Origin of the sequence: Streptomyces sp. NBC_00310 (assembly GCF_036208085.1) — a bacterium.
In the GTDB taxonomy this organism is placed as follows: Bacteria; Actinomycetota; Actinomycetes; order Streptomycetales; family Streptomycetaceae; genus Streptomyces.
Genome location: NZ_CP130714.1, coordinates 8,229,818 through 8,252,721, shown reverse-complemented (window position 1 = coordinate 8,252,721; position 22,904 = coordinate 8,229,818). Strand labels below are relative to the sequence as shown.

18 protein-coding genes, 1 pseudogene and 1 riboswitch are annotated in these 22,904 nt (G+C 71.4%); of the genes and pseudogenes, 8 read left to right on the top strand and 11 right to left on the bottom strand.

All coding sequences use genetic code 11. From position 1 onward, the window contains the following. Positions 1 to 12: 12 nt before the first annotated feature. Positions 13 to 840, bottom strand: coding sequence for a sulfurtransferase (locus tag OG202_RS36080; RefSeq protein ID WP_327727514.1), 828 nt, complete (start codon positions 838 to 840; stop codon positions 13 to 15). 322 nt (positions 841 to 1,162) lie between these two features. On the opposite strand from OG202_RS36080, the gene OG202_RS36075 reads away from it, so the two are divergent. Further along, a complete protein-coding gene (locus OG202_RS36075) occupies positions 1,163 to 1,957 on the top strand; it encodes a VOC family protein (protein WP_327727515.1) in 795 nt (264 codons plus the stop codon). Between the two features lie 85 nt (positions 1,958 to 2,042). Here the strand turns inward: OG202_RS36075 and OG202_RS36070 are convergent, their stop codons facing one another. From OG202_RS36070 to OG202_RS36055, 4 genes are all read right to left on the bottom strand, one after another. Next, positions 2,043 to 2,690 carry a thymidine kinase gene (locus OG202_RS36070; RefSeq protein ID WP_326576255.1) on the bottom strand — a complete coding sequence of 216 codons (648 nt, stop codon included), beginning with the start codon at positions 2,688 to 2,690 and terminating at the stop codon, positions 2,043 to 2,045. 114 nt (positions 2,691 to 2,804) lie between these two features. After that, positions 2,805 to 3,992, bottom strand: coding sequence for an alkaline phosphatase family protein (locus tag OG202_RS36065; RefSeq protein WP_327727516.1), 1,188 nt, complete (start codon positions 3,990 to 3,992; stop codon positions 2,805 to 2,807). After that, positions 3,992 to 4,579 carry a DUF5998 family protein gene (locus tag OG202_RS36060; protein WP_326576259.1) on the bottom strand — a complete coding sequence of 196 codons (588 nt, stop codon included), beginning with the start codon at positions 4,577 to 4,579 and terminating at the stop codon, positions 3,992 to 3,994. The genes OG202_RS36065 and OG202_RS36060 overlap by 1 nt, the downstream gene beginning before the upstream one ends. A 164-nt stretch (positions 4,580 to 4,743) precedes the next feature. Further along, entirely contained in the window at positions 4,744 to 7,572 is a 2,829-nt protein-coding gene (locus OG202_RS36055; RefSeq protein ID WP_327727517.1) for a bifunctional acetate--CoA ligase family protein/GNAT family N-acetyltransferase, read from the bottom strand. Between the two features lie 190 nt (positions 7,573 to 7,762). Between OG202_RS36055 and OG202_RS36050 the strand changes: the two genes are divergently transcribed. Beyond that, positions 7,763 to 8,044, top strand: a complete 282-nt coding sequence (locus OG202_RS36050) for an HPr family phosphocarrier protein (RefSeq protein ID WP_257539733.1) — start codon at positions 7,763 to 7,765, stop codon at positions 8,042 to 8,044. 169 nt (positions 8,045 to 8,213) lie between these two features. On the opposite strand, the gene OG202_RS36045 is transcribed toward OG202_RS36050, so the two are convergent. From OG202_RS36045 to OG202_RS36030, 4 genes are all read right to left on the bottom strand, one after another. After that, on the bottom strand, positions 8,214 to 8,918 hold the full coding sequence (locus OG202_RS36045) for a GntR family transcriptional regulator (protein WP_327727518.1): 705 nt from the start codon (positions 8,916 to 8,918) through the stop codon (positions 8,214 to 8,216). A gap of 190 nt (positions 8,919 to 9,108) precedes the next feature. Next, on the bottom strand, positions 9,109 to 9,897 hold the full coding sequence (locus OG202_RS36040; RefSeq protein WP_326576266.1) for a M23 family metallopeptidase: 789 nt from the start codon (positions 9,895 to 9,897) through the stop codon (positions 9,109 to 9,111). 13 nt (positions 9,898 to 9,910) lie between these two features. Then, positions 9,911 to 10,082, bottom strand: a riboswitch (cyclic di-AMP (ydaO/yuaA leader). Between the two features lie 203 nt (positions 10,083 to 10,285). Then, positions 10,286 to 11,674, bottom strand: a complete 1,389-nt coding sequence (locus tag OG202_RS36035) for a M16 family metallopeptidase (protein ID WP_327727519.1) — start codon at positions 11,672 to 11,674, stop codon at positions 10,286 to 10,288. Continuing rightward, the gene (locus tag OG202_RS36030) at positions 11,671 to 13,065 is read right to left on the bottom strand and encodes a M16 family metallopeptidase (protein WP_326576270.1); all 1,395 of its coding nucleotides are present in this window, start codon (positions 13,063 to 13,065) and stop codon (positions 11,671 to 11,673) included. Before OG202_RS36030 ends, OG202_RS36035 begins: the two co-directional genes overlap by 4 nt. A gap of 321 nt (positions 13,066 to 13,386) precedes the next feature. On the opposite strand from OG202_RS36030, the gene OG202_RS36025 reads away from it, so the two are divergent. Continuing rightward, entirely contained in the window at positions 13,387 to 15,843 is a 2,457-nt protein-coding gene (locus OG202_RS36025) for a DNA gyrase/topoisomerase IV subunit A (protein WP_327727520.1), read from the top strand. Positions 15,844 to 15,868: 25 nt separating this feature from the next. Here OG202_RS36025 and OG202_RS36020 read toward each other — a convergent pair whose 3' ends face one another. Beyond that, complete coding sequence (locus OG202_RS36020) at positions 15,869 to 16,945, bottom strand: CobW family GTP-binding protein (RefSeq protein ID WP_327732104.1); 1,077 nt, start codon at positions 16,943 to 16,945, stop codon at positions 15,869 to 15,871. Between the two features lie 468 nt (positions 16,946 to 17,413). Between OG202_RS36020 and OG202_RS36015 the strand changes: the two genes are divergently transcribed. Further along, the gene (locus OG202_RS36015; RefSeq protein ID WP_326576274.1) at positions 17,414 to 17,965 is read left to right on the top strand and encodes a DUF6082 family protein; all 552 of its coding nucleotides are present in this window, start codon (positions 17,414 to 17,416) and stop codon (positions 17,963 to 17,965) included. Between the two features lie 57 nt (positions 17,966 to 18,022). Here OG202_RS36015 and OG202_RS36010 read toward each other — a convergent pair whose 3' ends face one another. Continuing rightward, positions 18,023 to 18,262: a hypothetical protein gene (locus OG202_RS36010; RefSeq protein ID WP_326576276.1), complete on the bottom strand. Its 240-nt coding sequence runs from the start codon at positions 18,260 to 18,262 to the stop codon at positions 18,023 to 18,025. Between the two features lie 355 nt (positions 18,263 to 18,617). On the opposite strand from OG202_RS36010, the pseudogene OG202_RS36005 reads away from it, so the two are divergent. From OG202_RS36005 to OG202_RS35990, 4 genes and pseudogenes are all read left to right on the top strand, one after another. Then, positions 18,618 to 19,210 (top strand): annotated as a pseudogene (locus OG202_RS36005) (citrate/2-methylcitrate synthase); the annotation flags it as partial. A 10-nt stretch (positions 19,211 to 19,220) separates the two neighbouring features. Beyond that, positions 19,221 to 20,159, top strand: a complete 939-nt coding sequence (locus tag OG202_RS36000) for a sucrase ferredoxin (RefSeq protein ID WP_327727521.1) — start codon at positions 19,221 to 19,223, stop codon at positions 20,157 to 20,159. Positions 20,160 to 20,386: 227 nt separating this feature from the next. Continuing rightward, positions 20,387 to 22,156: a sensor histidine kinase gene (locus OG202_RS35995; RefSeq protein WP_327727522.1), complete on the top strand. Its 1,770-nt coding sequence runs from the start codon at positions 20,387 to 20,389 to the stop codon at positions 22,154 to 22,156. Then, positions 22,153 to 22,833, top strand: coding sequence for a response regulator (locus OG202_RS35990; RefSeq protein WP_326576281.1), 681 nt, complete (start codon positions 22,153 to 22,155; stop codon positions 22,831 to 22,833). The genes OG202_RS35995 and OG202_RS35990 overlap by 4 nt, the downstream gene beginning before the upstream one ends. Positions 22,834 to 22,904: the final 71 nt, after the last annotated feature.

Sequence of the window (22,904 nt, the reverse complement as noted above, 5' to 3'; positions counted from 1 at the left end):
GTCAGCGGTGGGTCACTGGGGGTCGGGTCCGGTGGCCACCGGACGGTCCTCGTCCCGGGACCACTCCGACCACGAGCCCACGTACAGCGCCGCCGGAACGCCCGCGACGGCCAGCGCCAGCACCTGGTGGGCGCCGGAGACACCGGAGCCGCAGTAGACGCCGACCTCGGAGTCGGCGGTCGCGCCGAGTCCCTTGAAGCGGTCGGCCAGTTCGGCGGCGGACCGGAAGCGGCCGGATTCGGCCACGTTCTCCGTGGTCGGGGCCGACACGGCGCCCGGGATGTGACCGCCGACCGGGTCGATGGGCTCCACGTCGCCGCGGTAGCGCTCGGCGGCCCGTGCGTCCAGGAGCAGCCCGGTGCGGGCCAGCGCGGCGGCACCGTCCGCGTCGAGCAGCGGCAGCGCGCCGGGGACAGGTGCGAAGGTGCCGGGCACGGGCTCCGGGATCTCGGCCGTCAACGGGCCCTCCCAGGCCGCCAGACCGCCGTCCAGGACCCGCACCGAAGGGTGGCCCGCCCAGCCGAGCAGCCACCACGCCCGCGCGGCGGCCCAGTTGAGTCCGCCGTCGTACACGACGACGGCACGGTCGGCGCAGACCCCGGCCGCCCGCATCGCCGCACCGAAGGCCTCCGGGTCGGGCAGCGGGTGGCGGCCGCCGGAGCCCGCCGGGCCGGCGAGTTCGGCGTCCAGGTCGACGAAGACGGCCCCCGGGATGTGCGCCTGTTCGTACTCGTGGCGCAGGTTCGGGCCGCCCAACTGCCAGCGGACGTCCAGCAGGACCGGCGGTTGGGCTCCCGCCAGCTCGTTCGCGAGGTCGGAGGCGGAGATGATGGCGTTCATGGCCCCATCCTTGCGCACGAGGTGGCCGCGTCGTCCTGGTCCGGCTACTCTGCCCGCCGGGCGGTGCCGATCACGAGGCGTACGGGATCGGGCACAAGCCGTACAACCGATGGACACCGCACGGCGGCGCCGCGGAAAGCGACCGGTACCGGCGAGCCGGGCACCCGCGCACACGTACGCGGCGCGCGGCGGTGCGGCGCGGGCCCGTGGCGTTACGGGTGGTGCGAGCATCGGCACGGGGCGTGATCGCGCGTGGACGCGGTACACGCCTACGGAGGGCGGACGGACACGGCCGCAGCGAGGGGCCGAGGAGAGAGTGACGATGACCGAGGCACGGGGGTCGACCGGCCTGAACGGTGCGGCGTATCCACCGGGCACACCCTGCTGGGTGAGCCTGATGGTGCACGGGATGGCGACGACCCAGGACTTCTACGGGGCGCTGTTCGGCTGGGAGTTCCAGCCCGGGCCCCAGCAACTCGGCCCGTACGTACGGGCACTGCTCGACGGGCGCCAGGTCGCGGGCATCGGCCAGCTGCCGCCCGACCGCCATCTCCCCATCGCCTGGACGCCGTACTTCGCCTCGGCCGACGCGGACCTGACGGCGGAGACCGTGCGGCACTGCGGAGGCACCGTCGGTGTCGGCCCGCTGGACGCCGGCGAGGCGGGCCGCCTGGCTATCGCCTCCGATCCCGCGGGCGCCGTCTTCGGCATCTGGCAGGCGGCGGAGCACCTCGGCGCGGACATCACCGGCGTCCCCGGCACCCCCGCCTGGGACGAACTCCTCACCGTCGACAGCTCGCTGGTCGCCAAGTTCTACGAGACGACCTTCGGCTACGAGGAGGAGCCGGTCGTCTCCCCCGACCTCGACTACGTCACCCTCCGCGTCGGGGGCCGCCCCGTCGCCGGCATCCACGGCGTCGGCGGCGCCCTCCCCCGCGACCGAGGGCCCCACTGGCTGACCTACTTCGAGGTGACCGACCCCGACGAGGCCGCCAACCGCGTCATCGAACTCGGCGGCCACGTCCTCACCCCCACCCACGACACCCCGCACGGTCCGGTGGCCACCCTCGCCGACCCGGAGGGCGCGAAGTTCGCCGTGGTGCACTCGGAACGCTGAACCCGCCGGTCGCACGGTCGGGTGAACCGGGAGCCGGGGCCGGGCGTCCCGTCAGACCGTCTCGACCGGCAGGCCGTCTCGACCGTCAGACCGTCTCGACCGGCAGGACGTCCGGGGAGAGGGCGCTCGCGTGGGCCGTCGCGGCCGTCATACGGCGGCTGTGGTGACGGCGGCAGAGGACCTCGTAACCGATGTCGTCGGGCTGGTTGACGTCGCCGACGACGACCTGGGCGCCCTCGACGACCATCTGGCCGCCTATCGTGCGGGCGTTGTGGGTGGCGCGGGCGCCGCACCAGCAGAGGGCCTCCACCTGCAGGACCTCGACGCGGTCGGCCAGCTCGACCAGGCGCTGGGAGCCGGGGAAGAGCTTGGAACGGAAGTCGGTGGTGATGCCGAAGGCGTAGACGTCGAGGCCCAGGTCGTCCACGACGCGGGCGAGTTGGTCGATCTGTCCGGGGGCGAGGAACTGGGCCTCGTCGGCGATCACGTAGTCCGCGCGGCGGCCCTGGGAGAGGTGGTCGACGAGGTACGCGTAGAGGTCCTGGCCGTCCTCGACCTCCACGGCGTCGGTGACCAGGCCCAGCCGCGACGACAACTTGCCCTCGCCCGCGCGGTCGTCACGCGTGAAGATCATGCCCTGGAGCCCGCGTGCCGAGCGGTTGTGCTCTATCTGGAGGGCCAGCGTCGACTTCCCGCAGTCCATGGTTCCGGAGAAGAACACCAGCTCGGGCATGGTGAGTTGAGCACCTTTCGGTGAGGAGGGCGAGGGGGCGGCGGGGCCGGAGGGACGACCGGGTGGGCAGGCGGGCAGGCGGGCAGGCGGGCAGGCGGGCAGGCGGGCAGGGCTTCAGGAGCGTACTTCGAGGAGCGGGACCAGCTGTTCCACGGGGGTCATCGAGCCGTGGTTGCCAACCATCGCCGACTCCTTGGGCTCCCGCTCGGAGGCGATGATCAGGACGTCGTCGCGCGCGGCCGCGACCACGTCGCCGAGGCGGGCGTACACGCGTTCGTCGACGTGCGGTCCGAACCAGCCCGCCGCGATCGCCTCGTCGCGCGAGGCGATCCAGAACTGCTCGCCGAGCACCTCGCGCCAGCAGGTCAGGACATCCGACTCGGCGCCCCGCACCGCGTACACATGGCGGGCGCGGCCCTCACCGCCCAGCAGGGCGACCCCGGCGCGCAACTCCCAGTCCTCGTCGAAGTCGATGCGGTGCTGCTCGTCGAACGGGATGTCGATCATGCCGTGGTCGGCGGTGACGTACAGCGCGGTGCGCGGCGGGAGTTGCTCCGCCAGGCGCTGGACCAGTCGGTCGACGTGCATGAGCTGGCCGCGCCAGGCGTCGGAGTCCACGCCGAAGCGGTGCCCGGCGCCGTCCAGCTCGGAGTAGTACGTGTAGATCAACGCACGGTCCCCGGCCGCCAGTTGCTCGGCGGCCAGGTCCATGCGGTCCTCGCCGGAGAGGCGGCCGTGGAAGGTGCCGCCGCTCAGGGCGACCTGGGTGAGAGGGGTGTTCTGGAAGGCCGGGGAGGTGACCTGGGCGGTGCGCACACCCGCCGCGTCGGCAAGCTGGAAGATCGTGGGGTACGGCTGCCACACCTTCGGTGACGTCCACGGCTGCCAGCGGAGCTGGTTCATCAGCTCCTCGGTCTCCGGGTTGCGGACCGTGTAACCGGGCAGCCCGTGCGCGCCCGGGGGCAGGCCCGTGCCCACGGAGGCGAGCGAGGTCGCGGTGGTGGCGGGGTAGCCCGCGGTGAGGGGGCGGCCGGTGCCGCCGCGTGAGGACGCCAGCAGCGCCGTCATGTAGGGCGCCTCGTCCGGGTGCGCCTTCAGCTGCTCCCACCCCAGGCCGTCGATCAGGAACACGCAGGCCCGGTCGGCCGCGGTCAGCTCCGGTATCGACGCGGTCGTACCGGGGACGCCCATGCCCGCCGCGAGGGTGGGCAGGAGGTCGGCGAGCGAGCCGGAGCCGTACTCGGGGACGGGGGCGGAGCCGACGGCGAGCGGTTCCGGGTGGTCCCAGGTGGGCAGCGCCATCAGCGGGCGGGGTCCGCGGTCGCCTCGGAGAGGGACTGCGCGAAGGCGAGGGCCTGGCGCACGGTCTCCGGGCCGTCCCCGGCCTCGCTGACGCGCAGGCTGAGGTCGTCCGCCGTCGAGCTGCCCGTGTACCCGTGGTCCGCCTCGCAGTTGGGGTCTCCGCAGGCGGCGGGCTCCAGGTCGATGCGGGAGACGGCGCCCCAGCCGATGGTCAGGACGATCTCGCGGGGCAGGGTGCCCGGTGCGTACGACTCCGGGTTGGCGACGACCCGGCTGAGCACGACCGACGAGATCCGGCCGATCTTCACCGACTCGGTCGACGTCGTGGCGTACGGGGTCGGCGAGGTGGTGTCCGCGGCCTGTTCGTCGGTGTGGCTCACGATGAAGCGGTTGCCCGTGAGGACGAGGACGGTGACGTGCCGCCGCACCTCGTTCGCGTCGAACGTCGTCTCCTGGTGGACCAGGTACGACTTGATGGCCTCGCCGCCGACAGCGGCCTCCACCGCCTCGGCCACGAGGGCCGGGTAGTAGCCGCTGCGCTCGATCGCCGCACGCAGCCCCTGGGTCGTCGTACTGGTCTTGGCCATGACGTCCATCCTACGGTGGCGCACTGACTGCGAGGGACCGCTCTGCCGTCTCTGTTCTGTCGTGGACGGATCAATGCGTGGGGCCGTGCGCCGTCCGTACGCGGTCCGCGCGCCGTCGCCGGTACACCGCGAGCGTCGACCTCAGTACACAGCCAGCGTCGCCCTCAGTACACCGGAAGCGTCCTCGGGCCGAGGTCGTCGCGGGCGGGCGGGCGCGCGAGCCGGACGGTGGCGCCGAGGACGCTCAGGCCGTGCGGGGCGACGACGACGGGCTCCAGGGAGACCGCCACGACCTCGGGGTGGTCGTCGACCAGTCGGGAGACCCGCAGCAGCAGCTCCTCCAGCGCCTCCGTGTCGACGGGGGCGGAACCCCGCCAGCCGAAGAGGAGCGGTGCGGTCCGGATCGACCGGACCAGCGAGGTCGCGTCCCGCTCGGTGGCCGGGATCAGGCGGTGCGCCATGTCCCCGAGCAGCTGCGACGCGGGCCCGGCGAGCCCGAACGACAGCACCGCCCCGGCCGCCGGGTCCACCACCGTCCGCACGATCGTGTCGACCCCGCGCGGGGCCATGCCCTGCACGACCGGACGGAGCTCATCGGGCCCTCCGAACAGCTCCGTCAACTCCGCGTACGCCCGCCGCAGTTGCTCCTCGTCCGCCAGGTCGAGCCGTACGCCGCCCAGGTCGGCCCGGTGCCGCAGGTGCGGGGCGGTCGTCTTGAGCGCGACGGGGTAGCCGATGGCCTCCGCCGCCCGCACCGCCTCGTCGGGCGTGGGCGCGGGTCGCGCCTGCCGCGGGTGGATGCCGTACCGCGCGAGCAGTGCGCCCGTCTCCTCCGCGTCGAGCGTGAGTCCCTCGCCCCGCGCCAGCAGTGCGTCGATCTGCTCGGCGGCCCCCTTCTCGTCGATGTCCTCGTACGCGGGCACCCGCCCGGGGTCGGCCGCCTCCCGCCGCCACTGCGCGTAGTTCACGGCTTCGGAGAGTGCGCGAACGGCCCGCTCGGCGGCCGGGTAGGCGGGGATGAGGTGCGCCTCGGCCGCGGCGGCTTCCCCCCGCTCAAGCGCGGCCGAGGGTGGGGGAAGGTGGGCACCCCCCGCTGCGCCGGGCGCCCTGTCACCGGCCTGTGGTGCCGTACTGGCCGCGGCCGACAAGGCCTCCGCGAGCCCACCCAGCTCGACGTGCACGACCAGCACCGGCTTTGAGGGATTCGCGGCGGCAGCGGACCGCAGTGCGTCGGCCAGGGCCGCGTCCCCGGGTGACGTCTCCCCCAGCGCGGGTATCGCCGTGACCACGACCGCGTCGCACGAGTCGTCGGCCAGCGCCCGCGACAGGGCCCCGGAGAAGTCCCGCGCCGAGGCCCCGGTCGTCAGATCCAGCGGGGGCAGCGGCCGCAACCCCTCTGAGAGACACGCGTCGTAGGTGAGCAGCCCCAACGACTCGGAGTTCCCCAGAATCGCCACCCGCGGCCCCGCCGGCAGGGGCTGCCGGGCCAGCAGCAACCCCGCGTCGACGAGTTCCGTGATCGTGTCGACCCGGATCACCCCGGCCTGCCGCAGCAGTGCGGAGACGGTGGTGTGGGGCAGCCGGGTGGCGCGCACGGCATGCCCCAGGGGTGCGGAACCATGTCGCGCCCCCTGTACCACCACGAGCGGCTTGACCGCCGCCGTGCGCCGGGCGAGGCGGGTGAACTTGCGCGGGTTGCCGATGGACTCCAGGTACATGAGGACGACATCGGTGTCCGGGTCCTCGTACCAGTACTGGAGGACGTCGTTCCCCGACACGTCCGCGCGGTTGCCGGACGACACGAAGGTGGAGACGCCGGTGACGCCGGTGACCCCTCCCCCGCGCCGGTGCAGCCGGGACAGCAGTGCGATGCCGATGGCGCCGGACTGGGCGAAGAGCCCGATGCGCCCGGAGCGCGGGGCCTCGGGGGCGAGCGAGGCGTTGAGCCGTACACCGGGGGCGGTGTTGATGATCCCGAAGGCGTTCGGCCCGATGATGCGCATGCCGTACGTACGCGCCTGGCGCACCAGTTCGCGCTGGCGCTCGCGCCCGTCGGGGCCGCTCTCGGCGTACCCGGCGGAGACGACCACGAGCCCCTGCACGCCGTGTTCACCGCACTGGGCGACGACCTCGGGCACGTACGCGGCCGGGACGGCGACGACCGCGAGGTCGACAGGCCCCTCGATGTCGGTGACGGACCGGTGCGCGGGCACCCCGGCGATGTCCTTCTCGTCCTCCCCGAGGGCCTTGTTCACCGCGTACAGCCGCCCGGTGAAGCCCGCGTCCCGCAGATTGGCGAGCACGCTGCGGCCCACTCCGCCCGGCGTGCGCCCGGCGCCGATGACGGCGACCGAGCCGGGGGCCAGCAGCCGCTGTACGGACCTGGCCTCGGCTCGCTGCTCGCGGGCGCGCTGGACGGCGAGGGAGCGGTCGGTGGGCTCCAGGTCGAACTCCAGGCGGACGACGCCGTCCTCGAAGCTGCGCTTCTGCTGGTACCCGGCGTCGGTGAACACTTTGATCATCTTGGAGTTGGCGGGGAGCACCTCGGCGGCGAAGCGTCTGATGTCGCGCTCGCGGGCGACGGCGGCGATGTGTTCGAGGAGGGCGGAGGCGACGCCGCGACCCTGGTGGGCGTCCTGGACGAGGAAGGCGACCTCGGCCTCGTCGGCGGGGGCGGACGCGGGCGTTCCGTCGGCGCCGATGCGGTCGTAGCGTACCGTGGCGATGAACTCGCCGCCGACGGTGGCGGCGAGCCCCACCCGGTCCACGAAGTCGTGGTGCGTGAAGCGGTGGACGTCCTTGGCGGACAGGCGAGGGTAGGGCGCGAAGAAGCGGTAGTACTTCGACTCGTCCGAGACCTGCTCGTAGAAGCTGACGAGACGCTCGGCGTCATCAACGGTGATGGGCCTGATGCGTGCGGTGCCGCCGTCGCGCAGCACCACGTCGGCCTCCCAGTGGGCGGGGTACTCGTGCCGGTCCGACGAGGTCTGCATGGGCCCCAGAGTACGGCTCGCGTACGACAACGGCGCGGGGCAGTCTGGGGAAGCGCAACAGACGCGCGGAAGCCGGTTCGTGGTCAGGCCGTGGGCCCGTTCCGGTACGCCGCGCCATATGGGAAACTGGTCTAGACAATCTGGTCTAGACCTCTCTGAAGTACCCGAGACACCTGAAGGGCAGCATCACATGGCTGAGCGCCGCGTCAACGTCGGCTGGGCCGAGGGCCTCCACGCCCGACCCGCATCCATCTTCGTCCGGGCCACCACGGCCTCCGGTATCCCCGTGACGATCGCCAAGGCCGACGGCAACCCCGTCAACGCGGCCTCCATGCTGGCGGTGCTGGGCCTCGGCGCCCAGGGCGGCGAGGAGATCGTGCTCGCTTCCGAGGCCGAGGGCGCGGACATCGCGCTCGACCGTCTGGCGAAGCTCGTGGCCGAGGGACTCGAAGAACTCCCCGAGACGGTCTGAGCGACCCGGCCGAATAAAGCGGAAAAGGCCTGAAAGGCCACCCGCAGACACACCGAAGGGCTCGTCCGATTTATCGGGCGGGCCCTTCGCCTTTTCGTCCTTTTCCGTTCTGCGGGCAGCAGGAAAAATGCCCTTCGGAATTCTTCCCTCTTTGTATACGGCTCCTGTGTTAATGCCGCAGACTCGGCGTGTTTACGGGGTGTTGCGAAGTCCTCACACGGTCGGGGCGTTCCGTCCCGCCGGCCCCGGACGGAAATCGGAGCCGGTGTGCGGCGGTGGCGCGCTCGGTGTGCAGGGACGTGATCGTCCGGGCCCGGTCGCTGTCGCCGCGCGCGACCGCGTCCACGATGCCGCCGTGCTCCGCCCAGGACTCCACGGGGTTGGCCGGCGCCTCGATGGCGTACATCCAGGCGATCTTGTGCCGCAGCTGGGCGAGCGTCGAGGTCAGCGCGGGGCTGCCGGACGCCTGTGCGAGCGTCTCGTGGAACCAGCCGCCCAGGGAGCGCAGATCCTCGCTGTTCCCCCTCCTGGCCCGCTCCTGGCCCAGTCTGACCAGGCCGCGCAGCACCTTCAGGTGTGCTTCCGTGCGGCGCTGCGCGGCGCGGGCGGCGCCCAGTGGCTCCAGCAGCATGCGCATCTCCAGCAGGTCGGCGGCCTCCTGCTCCGTCGGCTCGGCGACGCACGCGCCCGCGTGCCGACGGGTCACCACGAAGCCCTCGGCCTCCAGCGTGCGCAGCGCCTCGCGCACGGGGACCCGGCTGACGCCGTACCGGCGGGCGAGCAGTTCCTCGGTGAGACGGCTGCCGCGCTCGTAGACACCCGCGACGATGTCATCACGGATCGCCGTGCATACCGAGTGCGCCGGAATACGCATGACCGACCTCCGCCTTAATCCCCGTGAAACGTCGATGATTGACGTGTGTTCCAGCGACTCTATTGCAGCGAGCCGGAATTTCCGATGGCGGACCGGAATCCAGGGATATTTTTTGGACAGGAGGTACGTCACAACGCGGAAAGCCCCGGCTCGGTGAGCCGGGGCCTCCTGGGAAGCGTCGAGTGGTGCGTCAGACGTTCACGCCGTGCGAACGCAGGTACGCGGCGGGGTCGATGTCCGAGCCGTACTCGGCCGTCGTCCGGGCCTCGAAGTGCAGATGCGCGCCGGTGACGTTGCCGGTCGCCCCGGAGAGGCCTATCTGCTGGCCGGGGGTGACCGTCTGGCCGACGGAGACGCCGATGGACGACAGGTGGCCGTACTGCGTGTACGTGCCGTCGGTCATCTTGATGACGATGTTGTTGCCGTACGCGCCACCCCAGCCCGCCTCGACGACGGTGCCGGAACCCACCGCGTGGACGGCGGTGCCGGACGCGGCGTGGAAGTCGACGCCGGTGTGGCTGCCGGAGGACCAGACGGCGCCGCCGGCCTTGTAGCCGGTGGAGATGTACGAGCCGCTGATCGGGGCGACATAGGTGTTGAGGCGCTCGCGCTCGGCCGCGCGGGCGGCACGGGCCTTGATCTCTTCGCGCTCCTTGGCGGCGGCACGTTCCTGCTCGGCCTTCTCGGCGGCGGCCTTCCGGGCCTCCTCCTGCGCCTTCTTCTTGACGGCGGCGACCTCGGCGGCCTGCTGCTGGGCCAAGGCCTGGGCGTCGACCTGCTCGGCGACCGTGTCGCCGAGGACGATGATCTGGTTCAGGCCGGTCTGCTCGACGGCGGGCTCCTCCGCGGCGAGCGCGGGAGCGGCCAGGGTGCCGATGACACCGGTGGTGGTGAGAGCGGCGACGCCCACGTTCCTCGTGGTCGTGCGCTTCACACGGCCGGGACGCCGGTGCTTCCCGGGGGCGCGGGTGAACGCCATGAAGTGGCTGGTCCTTTCCTTCCTTCTCGCCTACCGGGTTAGCTGACGGGTTCGGAGCAGGAAGGTCTCCTACGGCTGCCCCTCGTTTCGCGACGCTCCGCGAAGGGCACCCGATTCACCCCAGGGACTTCGGTGGGTCCCCGGCTCCCCTGGCTCGCGCCATGGGGACTCGGCGATGACTGTCCGGTGCCGCGGCTGCGGCGAACTTCTGACGAACAGCCGGACCGACGCTAAGCGGGCCGTCTTCGAAATAACAAACGGATCACAGGATTTGTTAAGTACGCCACAGGTCAGACACACAACCTCCGCCATCAATACGGACAAACGCGGGCCCTGGTGACTCTTCAGTCACCAGGGCCCCACGGACGTGTGTCCTTCTGTCCCGGTTCTACTCGGCCGGTACGACGGTGACTTCGCCGATGTCGAGGGCCCTGACCGGCGCCTCGATCTGCGCGGCGTCACCGACGAGGACGGTCACCAGACGGTCCACCGGGAAGGCGCTCACGGCGGCCGCGGTGGCCTCCACGGTGCCCGTGGCGGCGAGTTGGCGGTACAGCGTCGACTGGTAGTCGTCCGGCAGGTACTGCTCGACCTGGTCGGCCAGCGTGCTCGCCACGGCCGCGGCCGTCTCGAACTTGAGCGGGGCGACCCCGACGAGGTTCTGCACGGCGACATCGCGCTCGGCGTCGGTCAGGCCCTCGGCGGCGAGCGTGCGCAGCACCGTCCACAGGTCGTCGAGCGCCGGTCCGGTGTTCGGTGTGTCGACGGAGCCGCTGATGGCGAGCATCGCCGTGCCCGAGCCGTCCGGCGCGGAGCGCAGCACCTGGCCGAACGCGCGCACCCCGTAGGTGTAGCCCTTCTCCTCGCGCAGGACGCGGTCCAGGCGGGAGGTGAGGGTGCCGCCGAGGCAGTAGGTGCCGAGCACCTGGGCCGGCCACACACGGTCGTGCCGGTCGGCGCCGACCCGGCCGATGAGCAACTGGGTCTGCACGGAGCCGGGGCGGTCCACGATGATCACCCGCCCGGTGTCGTCGGCGCTCACCGACGGCACGGGGCGCGGCTTGGCCGGGGAACCGGTCCAGGCGCCCAGGGTGTCGCCGAGCAGCGCGTCGAGGTCGACTCCGGTGAGGTCGCCGACGACCACGGCGGTGGCCGTCGCGGGGCGCACGTGCCGCTCGTAGAAGGCGCGTACGGCCGCGGAGTCGATGCCCTCGACGGTCTCCTCGGTGCCCTGGCGGGGCCGCGACATACGGGACGTGGCGGGGAACAGCTGCCTGGAGAGCTCCTTGGCGGCCCGGCGGCCCGGGTTGGCGGTCTCGTGCGGGATCTCGTCGAGCCGGTTGGCCACCAGCCGCTCGATCTCGCTGTCCTCGAACGCGGGTGCCCGCAGGGCGTCGGCCAGCAGGCCGAGCGCCTTCTCCAGCCGCGACACGGGCACTTCGAGGGACAGGCGGACGCCGGGGTGGTCGGCGTGCGAGTCGAGGGTGGCGCCGCAGCGCTCCAGCTCGGCGGCGAACTCCTCGGCCGTGTGCTTGTCGGTGCCCTCCGAGAAGGCCCTGGTCATGATGGTGGCGACGCCGTCGAGACCGGCCGGCTCGGCGTCCAGCGGCGCGTCGAGCAGGACCTCTACGGCGACGACCTGCTGGCCGGGGCGGTGACAGCGCAGCACGGTCAGGCCGTTGTCCAGGGTGCCGCGCTCGGGCGCCGGGAACGCCCAGGGCCTGGCCTCGCCGGCCTGGGGCTGCGGGTGGAAGTCCATGGTCGCGAGCTCGGTCACTTCGCCGACTCCTCGTTCTTGTCGGTCTCGTCGGTCTGGTCGGTGGGTTCGGCGGCCTCCGCCTCGGCGGCTTCCCCTTCGTCGCCCTCTTCGCCGGCCACGGGCTCGTAGACGAGCACCGCGCGGTTGTCGGGCCTCAGCCGCGCCTTGGCGATCTCCTGGACCTCGTCGGCCGTCACCTCGAGAACGCGGTCGACGGCGGTGAGGGCGAGCTTCGGGTCGCCGAACAGGACCGCGAAGCGGCACAGTTCGTCGGCGCGGCCCGAGACCGTGCCGAGCCGGTCCAGCCACTCACGCTCCAACTGGGCCTGGGCCCGCTCCATCTCCTCGGCCGTGGGGCCCTCCGCGGCGAACCGGGCGAGCTCCTCGTCGACGGCGGCCTCGATGACGGGCACCTCGACGTCGCCGGAGGTCTTCACGTCCAGCCAGGCCATGGAGGGCGCGCCGGCCAGCCGCAGCAGGCCGAACCCGGCCGTCACGGCTGTGCGGTCACGGCGTACGAGCCGGTTGTACAGGCGGGAGGACTCGCCACCGCCGAGGATCGTGAGCGCCAGGTCGGCCGCGTCGCACGCGCGCGTGCCGTCCTCCGGCAGCCGGTAGGCGGCCATCAACGCGCGCGCGGGCACGTTCTCCTCGATCACCTCGCGCAGCTGCTCGCCCATGATGTCGGGCAGCGCGCCGTCGCGGGGCTCGGGCTTGCCGTCGTAGGAGGGGATGGAGCCGAAGTACTTCTCCACCCACGCGAGTGTCCGGTCCGGGTCGATGTCGCCGACGATCGACAGGACGGCGTTGTTGGGCGCGTAGTACGTCCTGAAGAACTGCTGGGCGTCCTCCAGGCTGGCCGCCTCCAGGTCGTCCATCGAGCCGATCGGCGTGTGCCGGTAGGGATGGCCCTCGGGGTGGGCCAGACGGAAGATCTTCTCGAAGGCGGTGCCGTAGGGCACGTTGTCGTACCGCTGCCGGCGCTCGTTCTGGACGACGGCCCGCTGGTTGTCCAGGTTCTTCTGGTCGAGCGCGAGCAGCAGGCTGCCCATGCGGTCGGCCTCCAGCCACAGCGCGAGCTCCAGCTGATGGGTGGGCATGGTCTCGAAGTAGTTGGTGCGCTCCCAGCTGGTGGTGCCGTTCAGCGAACCGCCCGCGCCCTGGACCAGCTCGAAGTGGCCGTTGTCCTTGACCTGGCCCGAGCCCTGGAACATCAGGTGCTCGAAGAGGTGGGCGAGGCCCGTACGGCCCTCGACCTCGTGGCGCGAACCGACGTCGTACCAGAGGCACACCGCGGCGACCGGGGTCAGGTGGTCCTCGGAGAGCACCACGCGCAGGCCGTTGTCCAGGCGGTGCTCCTTCACTGTCAGGCCTTCGGAGCCGGCCTCGGCTGTGGCCGTGTGACCCATGGGCGGTACGTCCCTTCGATCGCTGTGCTGTGGTCGCGGGATCCGTCGTGGAATCGTCGCGGAAACCGCTGTTCTCCTGCCGGTCCTGCCACTGTATGCAAGCGTGCGGACCCCTGGAGAAGTTCCCGGGGGTCGTACGCCGAGAGCGAGACGGGGGCTTGCGGTCGGCGGTCACGGTTAAGGTCGGCGCACGCTGTTGACGCGGTGGCTCGGAACCCCGTATCCAGTGGTCGGAGCCGGGTCGTGTCCGCGTTGTCGGTGCGGCAGTCCACAATGGTCCGCGTCAGAGTCCGTTCACGTCTCAGCAAGGAGCCGGCAGCGATGGCCCGCCGCAGCACGAAGACCCCGCCGCCCGACGACGCGTTCGAGGAGAAGATCCTCGACATCGACGTCGTGGACGAGATGCAGGGCTCCTTCCTGGAGTACGCGTACTCGGTCATCTACTCCCGAGCCCTGCCCGACGCCCGTGACGGCCTGAAGCCGGTGCACCGCCGGATCGTCTACCAGATGAACGAGATGGGCCTGCGCCCCGACCGCGGCTATGTGAAGTGCGCCCGCGTCGTCGGCGAGGTCATGGGTAAGTTGCACCCGCACGGCGACTCGTCGATCTACGACGCCCTGGTGCGCCTCGCCCAGCCCTTCTCCATGCGGCTCCCCCTGGTCGACGGCCACGGCAACTTCGGCTCGCTGGGCAACGACGACCCGCCGGCCGCCATGCGGTACACCGAGTGCCGGATGGCCGACGCGACGAGCCTGATGACGGAGTCGATCGAAGAGAACACGGTCGACTTCTCCCCGAACTACGACGGCCAGGAGCAGGAGCCGGTGGCGCTGCCCGCCGCCTTCCCGAACCTGCTGGTCAACGGCGCGTCCGGCATCGCCGTCGGCATGGCCACCAACATGCCGCCGCACAACCTGGGCGAGGTCATCGCGGCCGCCCGCCACCTCATCAGGTATCCGAACGCCGACCTGGACACGCTGATGAAGCACGTCCCGGGCCCCGACCTGCCCACCGGCGGCCGGATCGTCGGTCTCACCGGCATCAGGGACGCGTACGCGACGGGGCGCGGCACCTTCAAGATCCGTGCCACGGTGGCGGTGGAGACCGTGACGGCCCGCCGCAAGGGCCTGGTCGTCACCGAACTGCCGTTCACCGTGGGCCCGGAGAAGGTGATCGCCAAGATCAAGGACCTGGTCGGCTCGAAGAAACTTCAGGGCATCGCCGACGTCAAGGACCTCACCGACCGTGCGCACGGCCTGCGTCTGGTCATCGAGATCAAGAACGGCTTCGTGCCGGAGGCGGTCCTGGAGCAGCTCTACAAGCTGACGCCGATGGAGGAGTCCTTCGGCATCAACAACGTGGCCCTGGTCGACGGCCAGCCCCTCACCCTGGGCCTCAAGGAGCTTCTCGAGGTCTACCTCGACCACCGCTTCGAGGTCGTACGGCGCCGCTCGGAGTTCCGCCGCGGCAAGAAGCGCGACCGTCTTCACCTGGTCGAGGGTCTGCTCACCGCGCTGGTGGACATCGACGAGGTCATCCGCCTGATCCGCTCCAGCGACAACTCCGCGCAGGCCAAGGAGCGCCTGATCGAGCGCTTCTCCCTGTCGGACATCCAGACGCAGTACATCCTCGACACCCCGCTGCGCCGTCTCACCCGGTTCGACCGCATCGAGCTGGAGTCCGAGAAGGACAGGCTCAACGCCGAGATCGCCGAGCTGACCCGGATCCTGGATTCGGACGCGGAGCTGCGCAAGCTGGTCTCCGGCGAACTGGCCGCCGTGGCGAAGAAGTTCGGCACCGGGCGCCGTACGGTGCTGCTGGAGTCCTCGGGCACCCAGGTGGCCGCCGTTCCGCTCCAGGTCGCGGACGATCCGTGCCGGGTGCTGCTGTCGTCGACGGGGCTGCTGGCGCGTACGGCCAACGGCGAGCCCTTCGCGGCGGACGAGGACGGCAAGCGCGCCAAGCACGACGTCATCGTCTCCGCGGTCCCGGCGACGGCCCGGGGCGAGGTGGGCGCGGTGACCTCCACCGGCCGCCTGCTGCGCCTGAACGTGGTCGACCTGCCGCAGCTGCCGGACACGTCGGCGGCCCCCAACCTCTCGGGCGGCGCCCCGCTCGCGGAGTTCCTCACCCTCCAGGACGGCGAGACGGTCATCTGTCTGATGACGCTGGACGAGTCGTCGCCGGGGCTGGCCATCGGCACCGAGCAGGGTGTCGTCAAGCGTGTGGTCCCCGACTACCCATCCAACAAGGGGGAGCTGGAGGTCATCACGCTCAAGGACGGCGACCGGATCGTCGGTGCCGTGGAGCTGCGCACCGGCGAGGAGGACCTGGTCTTCATCACGGACGACGCCCAGTTGCTGCGTTACCAGGCCTCCCAGGTCCGCCCGCAGGGCCGTCCGGCCGGCGGTATGACCGGCATCAAGCTCACCGAGGGCGCGAAGGTCATCTCCTTCACCGCCATCGACCCGGCCGCGGAGGCGGTCGTCTTCACGGTGGCCGGCTCCCGCGGCACCTTGGACGACTCGGTCCAGACCACGGCCAAGCTCACCCCGTTCGACCAGTACCCCCGCAAGGGCCGCGCCACGGGCGGCGTCCGCTGTCAGCGGTTCCTCAAGGGCGAGGACTGCCTCTCCATCGCCTGGGCGGGCCCCGTCCCGGCCCGCGCCGCCCAGAAGAACGGCACCCCGGCCGACCTCCCGGAGATGGACCCGCGCCGCGACGGCTCGGGCGTGTCCCTGGGCAAGACGGTGTCCGCGGTGGCGGGGCCGGTGTGAGCGAAGGCCTTCACAGGTTGTCGCTTCACAGGTTGTCGTAGGAGGCCTCGGGTTCCTCGGCCGCTGCCTCCTGGACGTAGCGAAGGACGCCCCACATGCCGTGTTCGTCGGCTTGTGGGGTGTCGTTCTCGTCCCTGCACGCCTCCAACTCCTTGCTCAGGGCGGGGGCGTCGATACCGGCCCCGATGAGCACGAGCTGACTGAGACGCCTCTCGTCCCCGGTCCCGTCGTGGTCCGCCCAGGGCTCGGGGTAGAACCGCAGGAACCGCCCGACGGCATGCACGGCGTAGCGGTTCCGGGGGTCGTACGGCCCGAAGTCGACGTATCCCTTGATGCGGTAGAGCCCGTCGGCCCGCCCGTCCAGGAAGTCCATGAGCCGCCGGGGGTCGAGCGGAGCATCGGAGACGAAGGCGACGCTGTCGTAGCCGGTGTGCAGATGCCCGGTGTGCTCGTGCCCGTCCTGCGTGTCGTGGTCGTGCCGGTGGAGGTCGTCGAAGGAGAGCTGGCCGATGCGCTCCTCGGAGGGCCGGCAGTCGAAGAGGAACTCGGGGTCGATACGCCCGTAGGTGGCGGGCACGACGGCCGCACCGTCACTGATCGAGCGGACGAGCGCCAGGACCCGTTCCCCGTCCTCGGCCCGGTCGAGCTTGTTGACGACGACGAGGTCGGCGATGGCGAGATGCCGGTCGATCTCGGGATGCCGCTGCCGGGTCTCCAGGAACTCGGCCGCGTCGACGACCTCGACGAGCCCGCCGTACACCACCCGGGGGTTCTCACTGGCGAGCACCATCCGCACGAGCTCCTGCGGCTCGGCGAGCCCACTGGCCTCGATGACGATGACGTCGATCCCGGCGGAGGGCTCGGCGAGCCGCTCCAGATACACATCCAGCTCACTGACGTCGACGGCACAGCACAAGCACCCGTTGCCCAGCGACACGGTGGAATCCCCGAGCGCCCCGGCCACGGCCATCGCGTCGATCTCGATCGCCCCGAAGTCATTGACGACAGCACCGATCCGGCTGCCGCCACTGCGGTGGAGGAGATGGTTGAGCAGGGTGGTCTTACCGGACCCGAGGAACCCGGCGAGGACGACGACGGGAATCTGCGGCGAGCCTTGCGGACTCGGACTCTGACTCGGGCTCGGGCTCGGGCTCGGCCCCTGGCCCCGCTCCGGACCCTGACTCGACGACTGGCTCAACACGCGCCCTCTCTCACACCGTTGCGTGCGCCGGCTCACGGCCGGCCACCGCACGAGGTCGGCTCATGGACCGGCTCTCACCGGAACGCCGCAGCTCTCGTACGTCCCCTGCAGGCCGCCCCAGGATACGAGTGGGGGCGAACGCCCCGTGGAGTGAACGATTGTTAGCGGCGCCCGCGGGGCACACGTTGGGCATGGCGCCGGTTCGCGCGACCCGCACATCCCTCCGTGCGCCTCCTCTCCGCCTCCCAGCCGACCAGCGCCGCTCGGCAACATTGGGAGACGGCAAGCGCCGCCCACCGCTCGCCGGTCCCCCTCCTGTCGACCCACACCCGACGACCGGCGGAACGGCCGCCTGAACCGGGGGTTGACATGGCCACACAGAACACGAAGTCGGGCGGACTGAGGGCCGCCGCAGCAGTCGGCCTCGGCATGGCGGTCGGCACGCTCGCCGCATGGGCCGCCCAGCGCCCCGTGGTCGAAGCGCTCCGCGCACGGGTCGAGCGCCTGGAGCAGCGGGCCCAAGTCCAGCAGCAGGCCAATCTGACCAGCCAGCAGCAGTTGCACTGGGCGCTGTTGAGCAAGGCGATGGACGACTCCGACCTCGCCGAAGTCCTGGACCTCTACGATGCCTCTCCCAAGAAACGCCGCCAATTCCTCTTCGCCAACGCCCTCTACACGAACCTGCTCTTCTACTACCGCATCGGCAACATGACCAAGGACGAGTTCTTCAAACGCGTCAGGGGCATGTTCCAGAACCCCATCGTCAGGGAGTACTGGTACGCCACCCAGCAGAACCGGGCGAGCATCGCGGACACCGAGGAGGCCGAACTCGGGCTCCTGGTCGACGATCTCCTGCGACAACTCGAGGAAGCGGAGACCGAGGAATGGTGGGTGGTCGGCGAGCCGCCGGGCGAGGACTGAACGAAGGGGTGACCCCGAGTACCTCTTCCCTCCGGGCCACCCCGCACCGGAGAACCCCTACACGTCCGGGATATCGGCCTTGGCCTTGACCAGGGTCTCGCGAGTGATCACGACAATGCGTTCGTAGTCGGCACGCGCCGCGTCGGCGGGGAGTTGCACGTCCATGGAGTCGGTGACATCTGTGCCGATAATTGCGAAATTCCCGTCGGACAATTCAAAGATATCAGGGCAAGTCGCACCGTCTGTGCTCCCGCGATGACGTGGAGGAACACCAAGCCGGCGAATGATCTGACTCACTGTCGTTTTTCCCTCTGCTCTCAAGGCGCACGCTGCCACGCAGTGCGCGAAGGCATCCTCGCAGAGCCCTGGCCGGGGACACCGGGCGGCGCGCACCCGGGAGAAGCACGCGGCGTGATTGCCGCTCACCCGCCGTCGAACGCGCCGCATTTCGCTTCACCGCCACCCCCACACAGCGGCTCCACTCCCGATCGGAAGAAAAATCGTCAAGAGCGACGGAAATCGGAGAAGTTTATATTCCGGATCCCCCGAGAGACAGCAACTCCTTTCACATGGTCGGCACCGGAACCGGCACATCCGGTCCCACAGAGCGCGCCACCGGGCGGATGATCTTCGACTCCTCCGCCTGTTCGAGCTCGCGGTCCGTGTCACCGCGTCGGCACGCGCCCACACGTACGCTGCCGTCTCGGCCGGCCTCGGCGCCCTCGAAGGCCCGCCGCACGGCACGGCCGGCGCCCTCGCCCACCGACTGCTGCTCGACGTGCTGGACCACGGCAACGCGGCTCCCGTGATCGCGGACGAACTGCGCGTCGGCCGCGGCATCCCGGGGTGAACACCCGCCGCTACCTCTACGCGGGCGAGGATCCACACGCGTGTGCCCTGTTCGCGCTCCCGGAGGACGTCTTCCAGGCGGCACCCGCCCTCGCGGTCCTCACGGTCTCTTTCGGCAGGCCCCTGCCGTGAGCGAGACCGTCTTCGCCGTGGCCCGCACGGCGGGCTGGGTCGCCCACGCCCCTGGAGGAGTACGGTGAGCGCCCGCTGCGCATGCGGCCGAGCGGCCAGTACGTGGGAAAAGGGCCACCGCGAGCACTCCCGGGCAGCGCCGCCGCACCCGCGCCTCGCGCCACCACACCCCCGAACCCCACTTCGGGCCCGTATGCGCCCCTTGTGGGCCGCGTTCGCACCCTTCGGCCCGGCCGGAATTCGCTCGCGGGGAACTCAGGTTAGGCTCACCTCTGTGAGTACGTGCACATCCGCGTCCCGACACCTCGACGAGCCTCTCGCCGGGACCGCCGCCACGGCGAGGACATGGCTGCTGCTGGAACAGCCGGGCCCCTGGGGTGTCCAGGCGCTCACGTCGAGCCATCTGGACCCCGTGCTCGGCCGCGCCCTCGAAGCCGCGGCGAAGGACACCGGCGTACGCGTGGCCCTGATCCGGCGGCCCGGCCGCCACGCGGACTGCCGCGGGGTCCACGAGCGCCAGGTGTACGTGGCCCACTCCGATCCCGGGAACGTCTGGTTGCACAGCGCCACGACGTCCGACCCAGGGCACCTGCTCGACCTCGATTTCACGGCCCTCGGCCGGGGCGACCACCACACCTTCGGGACGGTTCTGCGGGGACGTCCCCACACCGGCGACCCTCTCGCGCTCGTCTGCACCAACGGCAAGCGTGACCGCTGCTGCGCCCTCCTCGGCCGACCGCTCGCCGCCGAGCTGGCCGCCTCCGGAGTCGAGGGCACCTGGGAGGTCACCCATCTGGGTGGTCACCGTTTCTCCCCCACCCTGCTCGTGCTGCCCTTCGGATACGTGTACGGCCGCGCGGGGGCCCATCACGTCAAGGAGGTCCTCCAGGGCATACGGGAGGGCCGTGTCGTCACCGACGGATGCCGCGGGAGCTCCGCATGGGAGCGCCCCGGACAGGCGGCCGAACTGGCGGTGCGTACCGAGACGGGCGAAGCGGCGGCCGACGCCCTCACCGTCCTGCGCACGGACGGGGCGGCACCCCGCTGGGACGTGACCGTCGCCCACACCGACGGCCGCCGCTGGACCGTCGCCGTCTCCCAGGGCGCCGCCCAGCCGCCCCGCCCGGAGAGCTGCGGCTCCCCGCTGGGCTCCCCGGCGAGGATGGACGTACTGACCGTACGAGAGCTCTCCCCGGCCACCCTCGCCCGCTAGCCGACCGGCGAGCCTGTCATGGCCAGGCCCTGCGCCCACGCGGTCGGACAGCCACACCACATCCCAGCTCCCAGCTCCCAGCTCCCAGCTCCCAGCTCCCAGCTCCCAGCTCCCAGCTCCCAGCTCCCAGGAGCCGTTCCGGTCCCGCCGCCGCAAACACCGGTCGCCTGAGATCCGCGCCACACCCCACTACGACCGGCCCACCCCGTCCACGTACCGTCATGGGTATGAGCCCCACTCCCCCCGCACGCCGCCTGCGTCTCGGGATGCCGCGGCGGGTGTTTTCGCAGGTCCTGCTGATGCAGGTGGCGATCGCCGCCGGTGTCGCCGTCCTCGCGACCGGGCTGTTCCTCGCGCCGCTCAGCGACCAGCTGGACGACCAGGCGATGCGCAGGGCCCTCGCCATCGCCCAGACCACCGCGGCCCAACCGCAGATCGCAAAGGACCTGGTGTCGACCAAGCCGTCCGTGAGCGGTCCCGTGCAGGTCGAGGCCGAGCGGATCCGGGAGGCCAGCGGAGCCGAGTACGTCGTCGTGATGGACCGGGTCGGGGTGCGCTGGTCGCATCCCGACCCGGCGGAGATCGGCGGGCTCGTCTCGACCGACCCGCGTCGTGCCCTGGCCGGCGACGAGGTCATGGAGATCGACTCGGGGACGCTGGGGCGCTCCGCCCGGGGCAAGGTGCCGTTGCGGGACGCCGACGGGAAGATCGTCGGCGCCGTCTCAGTGGGCATCGAGTACGACAGTGTCCGTGCCCGGCTCATCCACGCGATCCCCGGGCTCCTGGCCTACGCCGGCGGAGCCATGGCGGTCGGGGCGCTGGCCGCGTACCTGATTTCCCGACGGGTCCATCGACAGACCCGTGACCTGGCCTTCTCCGACATCGCGGGGCTGCTGGCGGAACGTGAGGCGATGCTGCACGGCATCCGGGAGGGTGTGGTCGCACTGGACCGCGCCGGGCGCGTGCGCCTCCTGAACGACGAGGCGCGGCGACTGCTCGGGATAGGTGACGAGGCGGTCGGCAGGTCACTCGACGACGCGCTCGGCTCCGGCCGTACGACCGATGTGCTGGCCGGCCGGGTCACGGGCACCGATCTGCTGACCGTGCGCGGTCAGCGCGTGCTGGTCACCAACCGCATGCCCACGGACGACGGGGGTGCCGTCGCCACCCTGCGCGACCGCACCGAGGTGGAGCAGCTCGGCCGCGAACTCGACTCCACGCGCGGCCTGATAGACGCCCTGCGCGCCCAGGACCACGAGCACGCCAACCGCATGCACACGCTCCTCGGCCTGCTCGAACTGGAGATGTACGACGAGGCCGTGGAGTTCGTCGGCGAGGTGGTCGGCGACCACCGGGCCACCGCCGAGCAGGTCACCGAGAAGATCCACGATCCGCTGCTCGCCGCGGTCCTGGTCGGCAAGGCGACCGTCGCGGCCGAGCGCGGAGTGGCCCTGTCGGTCGCGGGCGGCACGATGCTGCCGGACCGGCTCATCGACCCCCGGGGGCTGGTCACCATCGTCGGCAACCTCCTCGACAACGCCCTGGACGCCGTCGCGGGCACGCCCCACGCACGCGTGGAGGTCGATCTGCGTTCCGAGGGGCGTACGGCGATCCTCCGGGTACGCGACACCGGCCCCGGGGTCCCGCCCGACAAGCGGGAGTTGATCTTTACGGACGGCTGGTCCACCAAGACCCCGCCGGCCCACCGCGAGCGCGGCATCGGGCTCTCCCTGGTCCGCCGGCTCGCCGAGCGGCAGGGAGGCAGCGCCCGGGTCACGGAGGCGGAGGGCGGCGGCGCGGAGTTCACCGTCGTACTGCCCGACGCCCTCGCGGAGCCCGGCCTGGTGACACAGACGTCCGTACCGACGCTCAGCTCTACGGCACCCGACGACGGGCCGGCCCGGCAGGACGAGCCGACGGCCGACCGCGACGGGCGACCGGGCCCCGGGCAGGGGCCCGAGGCCGCCATCACAGCCGCCGACAAGGAGTCGCGATGATCGAGGTCCTCATCGTGGACGACGACACCAGAGTCGCCCGCGTCAACGCCGCCTACGTGGAGAAGGTCGCCGGTTTCCACGTCGCCGGTGTGGCCCACAACGCGGCCGAGGCACTCCACCGGTTGGACACGCTGCCGCATGTGGACCTGGTCCTCCTGGATCACTATCTGCCCGATGACACGGGCCTCGTGGTCGTCCAGGAGATGCGACGCCGGGGCCATCAGTCCGACGTCATCATGGTGACGGCGGCCCGCGACGTCTCGACCGTCCAGGCCGCGATGCGCCAGGGAGCGCTCCAGTACCTGGTCAAGCCGTTCGCGTTCGCCGGGCTGCGGGCGAAGCTGGAGGCGTACGCGGAGCTGCGGCGCACCCTGGACGGCGGCGGCGAGGCCGAACAGGCCGAGGTGGACCGGATCTTCGGCGCCCTCTCGGCAGGCGGCGAGCCGGACCTGCCCAAGGGCCACTCCCCGACCACCACCGAACTCGTGCGCCGTGCCCTGATGACCGCCGAGGGCGCGTTGTCCGCCCAGGAGATCGCCGAACGGACCGGTCTGAGCCGCCAGACCGCCCAGCGCTATCTGAAGCTCCTGGAACGCACGGGACGGGCCCGACTCACTCTCAAGTACGGCGACGCCGGCCGCCCGGAGCACCGCTACGAGTGGGCGACCCGTCCCTGAGGAACCGCCGGAGCGCTTCCCACACGCCCTGAGCGCTCCCCTGAAGCCCGTACGCCGCCGAACGCGCCCCG

What these genes read in the sequence shown, in the direction of transcription:
- OG202_RS36080 (WP_327727514.1), bottom strand. Translation starts at nt 840, where the DNA reads ATGAACGCCATCATCTCCGCCTCCGACCTCGCGAACGAGCTGGCGGGA.
- OG202_RS36070 (WP_326576255.1), bottom strand. Translation starts at nt 2,690, where the DNA reads ATGCCCGAGCTGGTGTTCTTCTCCGGAACCATGGACTGCGGGAAGTCG.
- OG202_RS36075 (WP_327727515.1), top strand. Translation starts at nt 1,163, where the DNA reads ATGACCGAGGCACGGGGGTCGACCGGCCTGAACGGTGCGGCGTATCCA.
- OG202_RS36045 (WP_327727518.1), bottom strand. Translation starts at nt 8,918, where the DNA reads ATGCGTATTCCGGCGCACTCGGTATGCACGGCGATCCGTGATGACATC.
- OG202_RS36015 (WP_326576274.1), top strand. Translation starts at nt 17,414, where the DNA reads ATGGCCACACAGAACACGAAGTCGGGCGGACTGAGGGCCGCCGCAGCA.
- OG202_RS36030 (WP_326576270.1), bottom strand. Translation starts at nt 13,065, where the DNA reads ATGGGTCACACGGCCACAGCCGAGGCCGGCTCCGAAGGCCTGACAGTG.
- OG202_RS36050 (WP_257539733.1), top strand. Translation starts at nt 7,763, where the DNA reads ATGGCTGAGCGCCGCGTCAACGTCGGCTGGGCCGAGGGCCTCCACGCC.
- OG202_RS35990 (WP_326576281.1), top strand. Translation starts at nt 22,153, where the DNA reads ATGATCGAGGTCCTCATCGTGGACGACGACACCAGAGTCGCCCGCGTC.
- OG202_RS36065 (WP_327727516.1), bottom strand. Translation starts at nt 3,992, where the DNA reads ATGGCGCTGCCCACCTGGGACCACCCGGAACCGCTCGCCGTCGGCTCC.
- OG202_RS36055 (WP_327727517.1), bottom strand. Translation starts at nt 7,572, where the DNA reads ATGCAGACCTCGTCGGACCGGCACGAGTACCCCGCCCACTGGGAGGCC.
- OG202_RS36025 (WP_327727520.1), top strand. Translation starts at nt 13,387, where the DNA reads ATGGCCCGCCGCAGCACGAAGACCCCGCCGCCCGACGACGCGTTCGAG.
- OG202_RS36040 (WP_326576266.1), bottom strand. Translation starts at nt 9,897, where the DNA reads ATGGCGTTCACCCGCGCCCCCGGGAAGCACCGGCGTCCCGGCCGTGTG.
- OG202_RS36060 (WP_326576259.1), bottom strand. Translation starts at nt 4,579, where the DNA reads ATGGCCAAGACCAGTACGACGACCCAGGGGCTGCGTGCGGCGATCGAG.
- OG202_RS35995 (WP_327727522.1), top strand. Translation starts at nt 20,387, where the DNA reads ATGAGCCCCACTCCCCCCGCACGCCGCCTGCGTCTCGGGATGCCGCGG.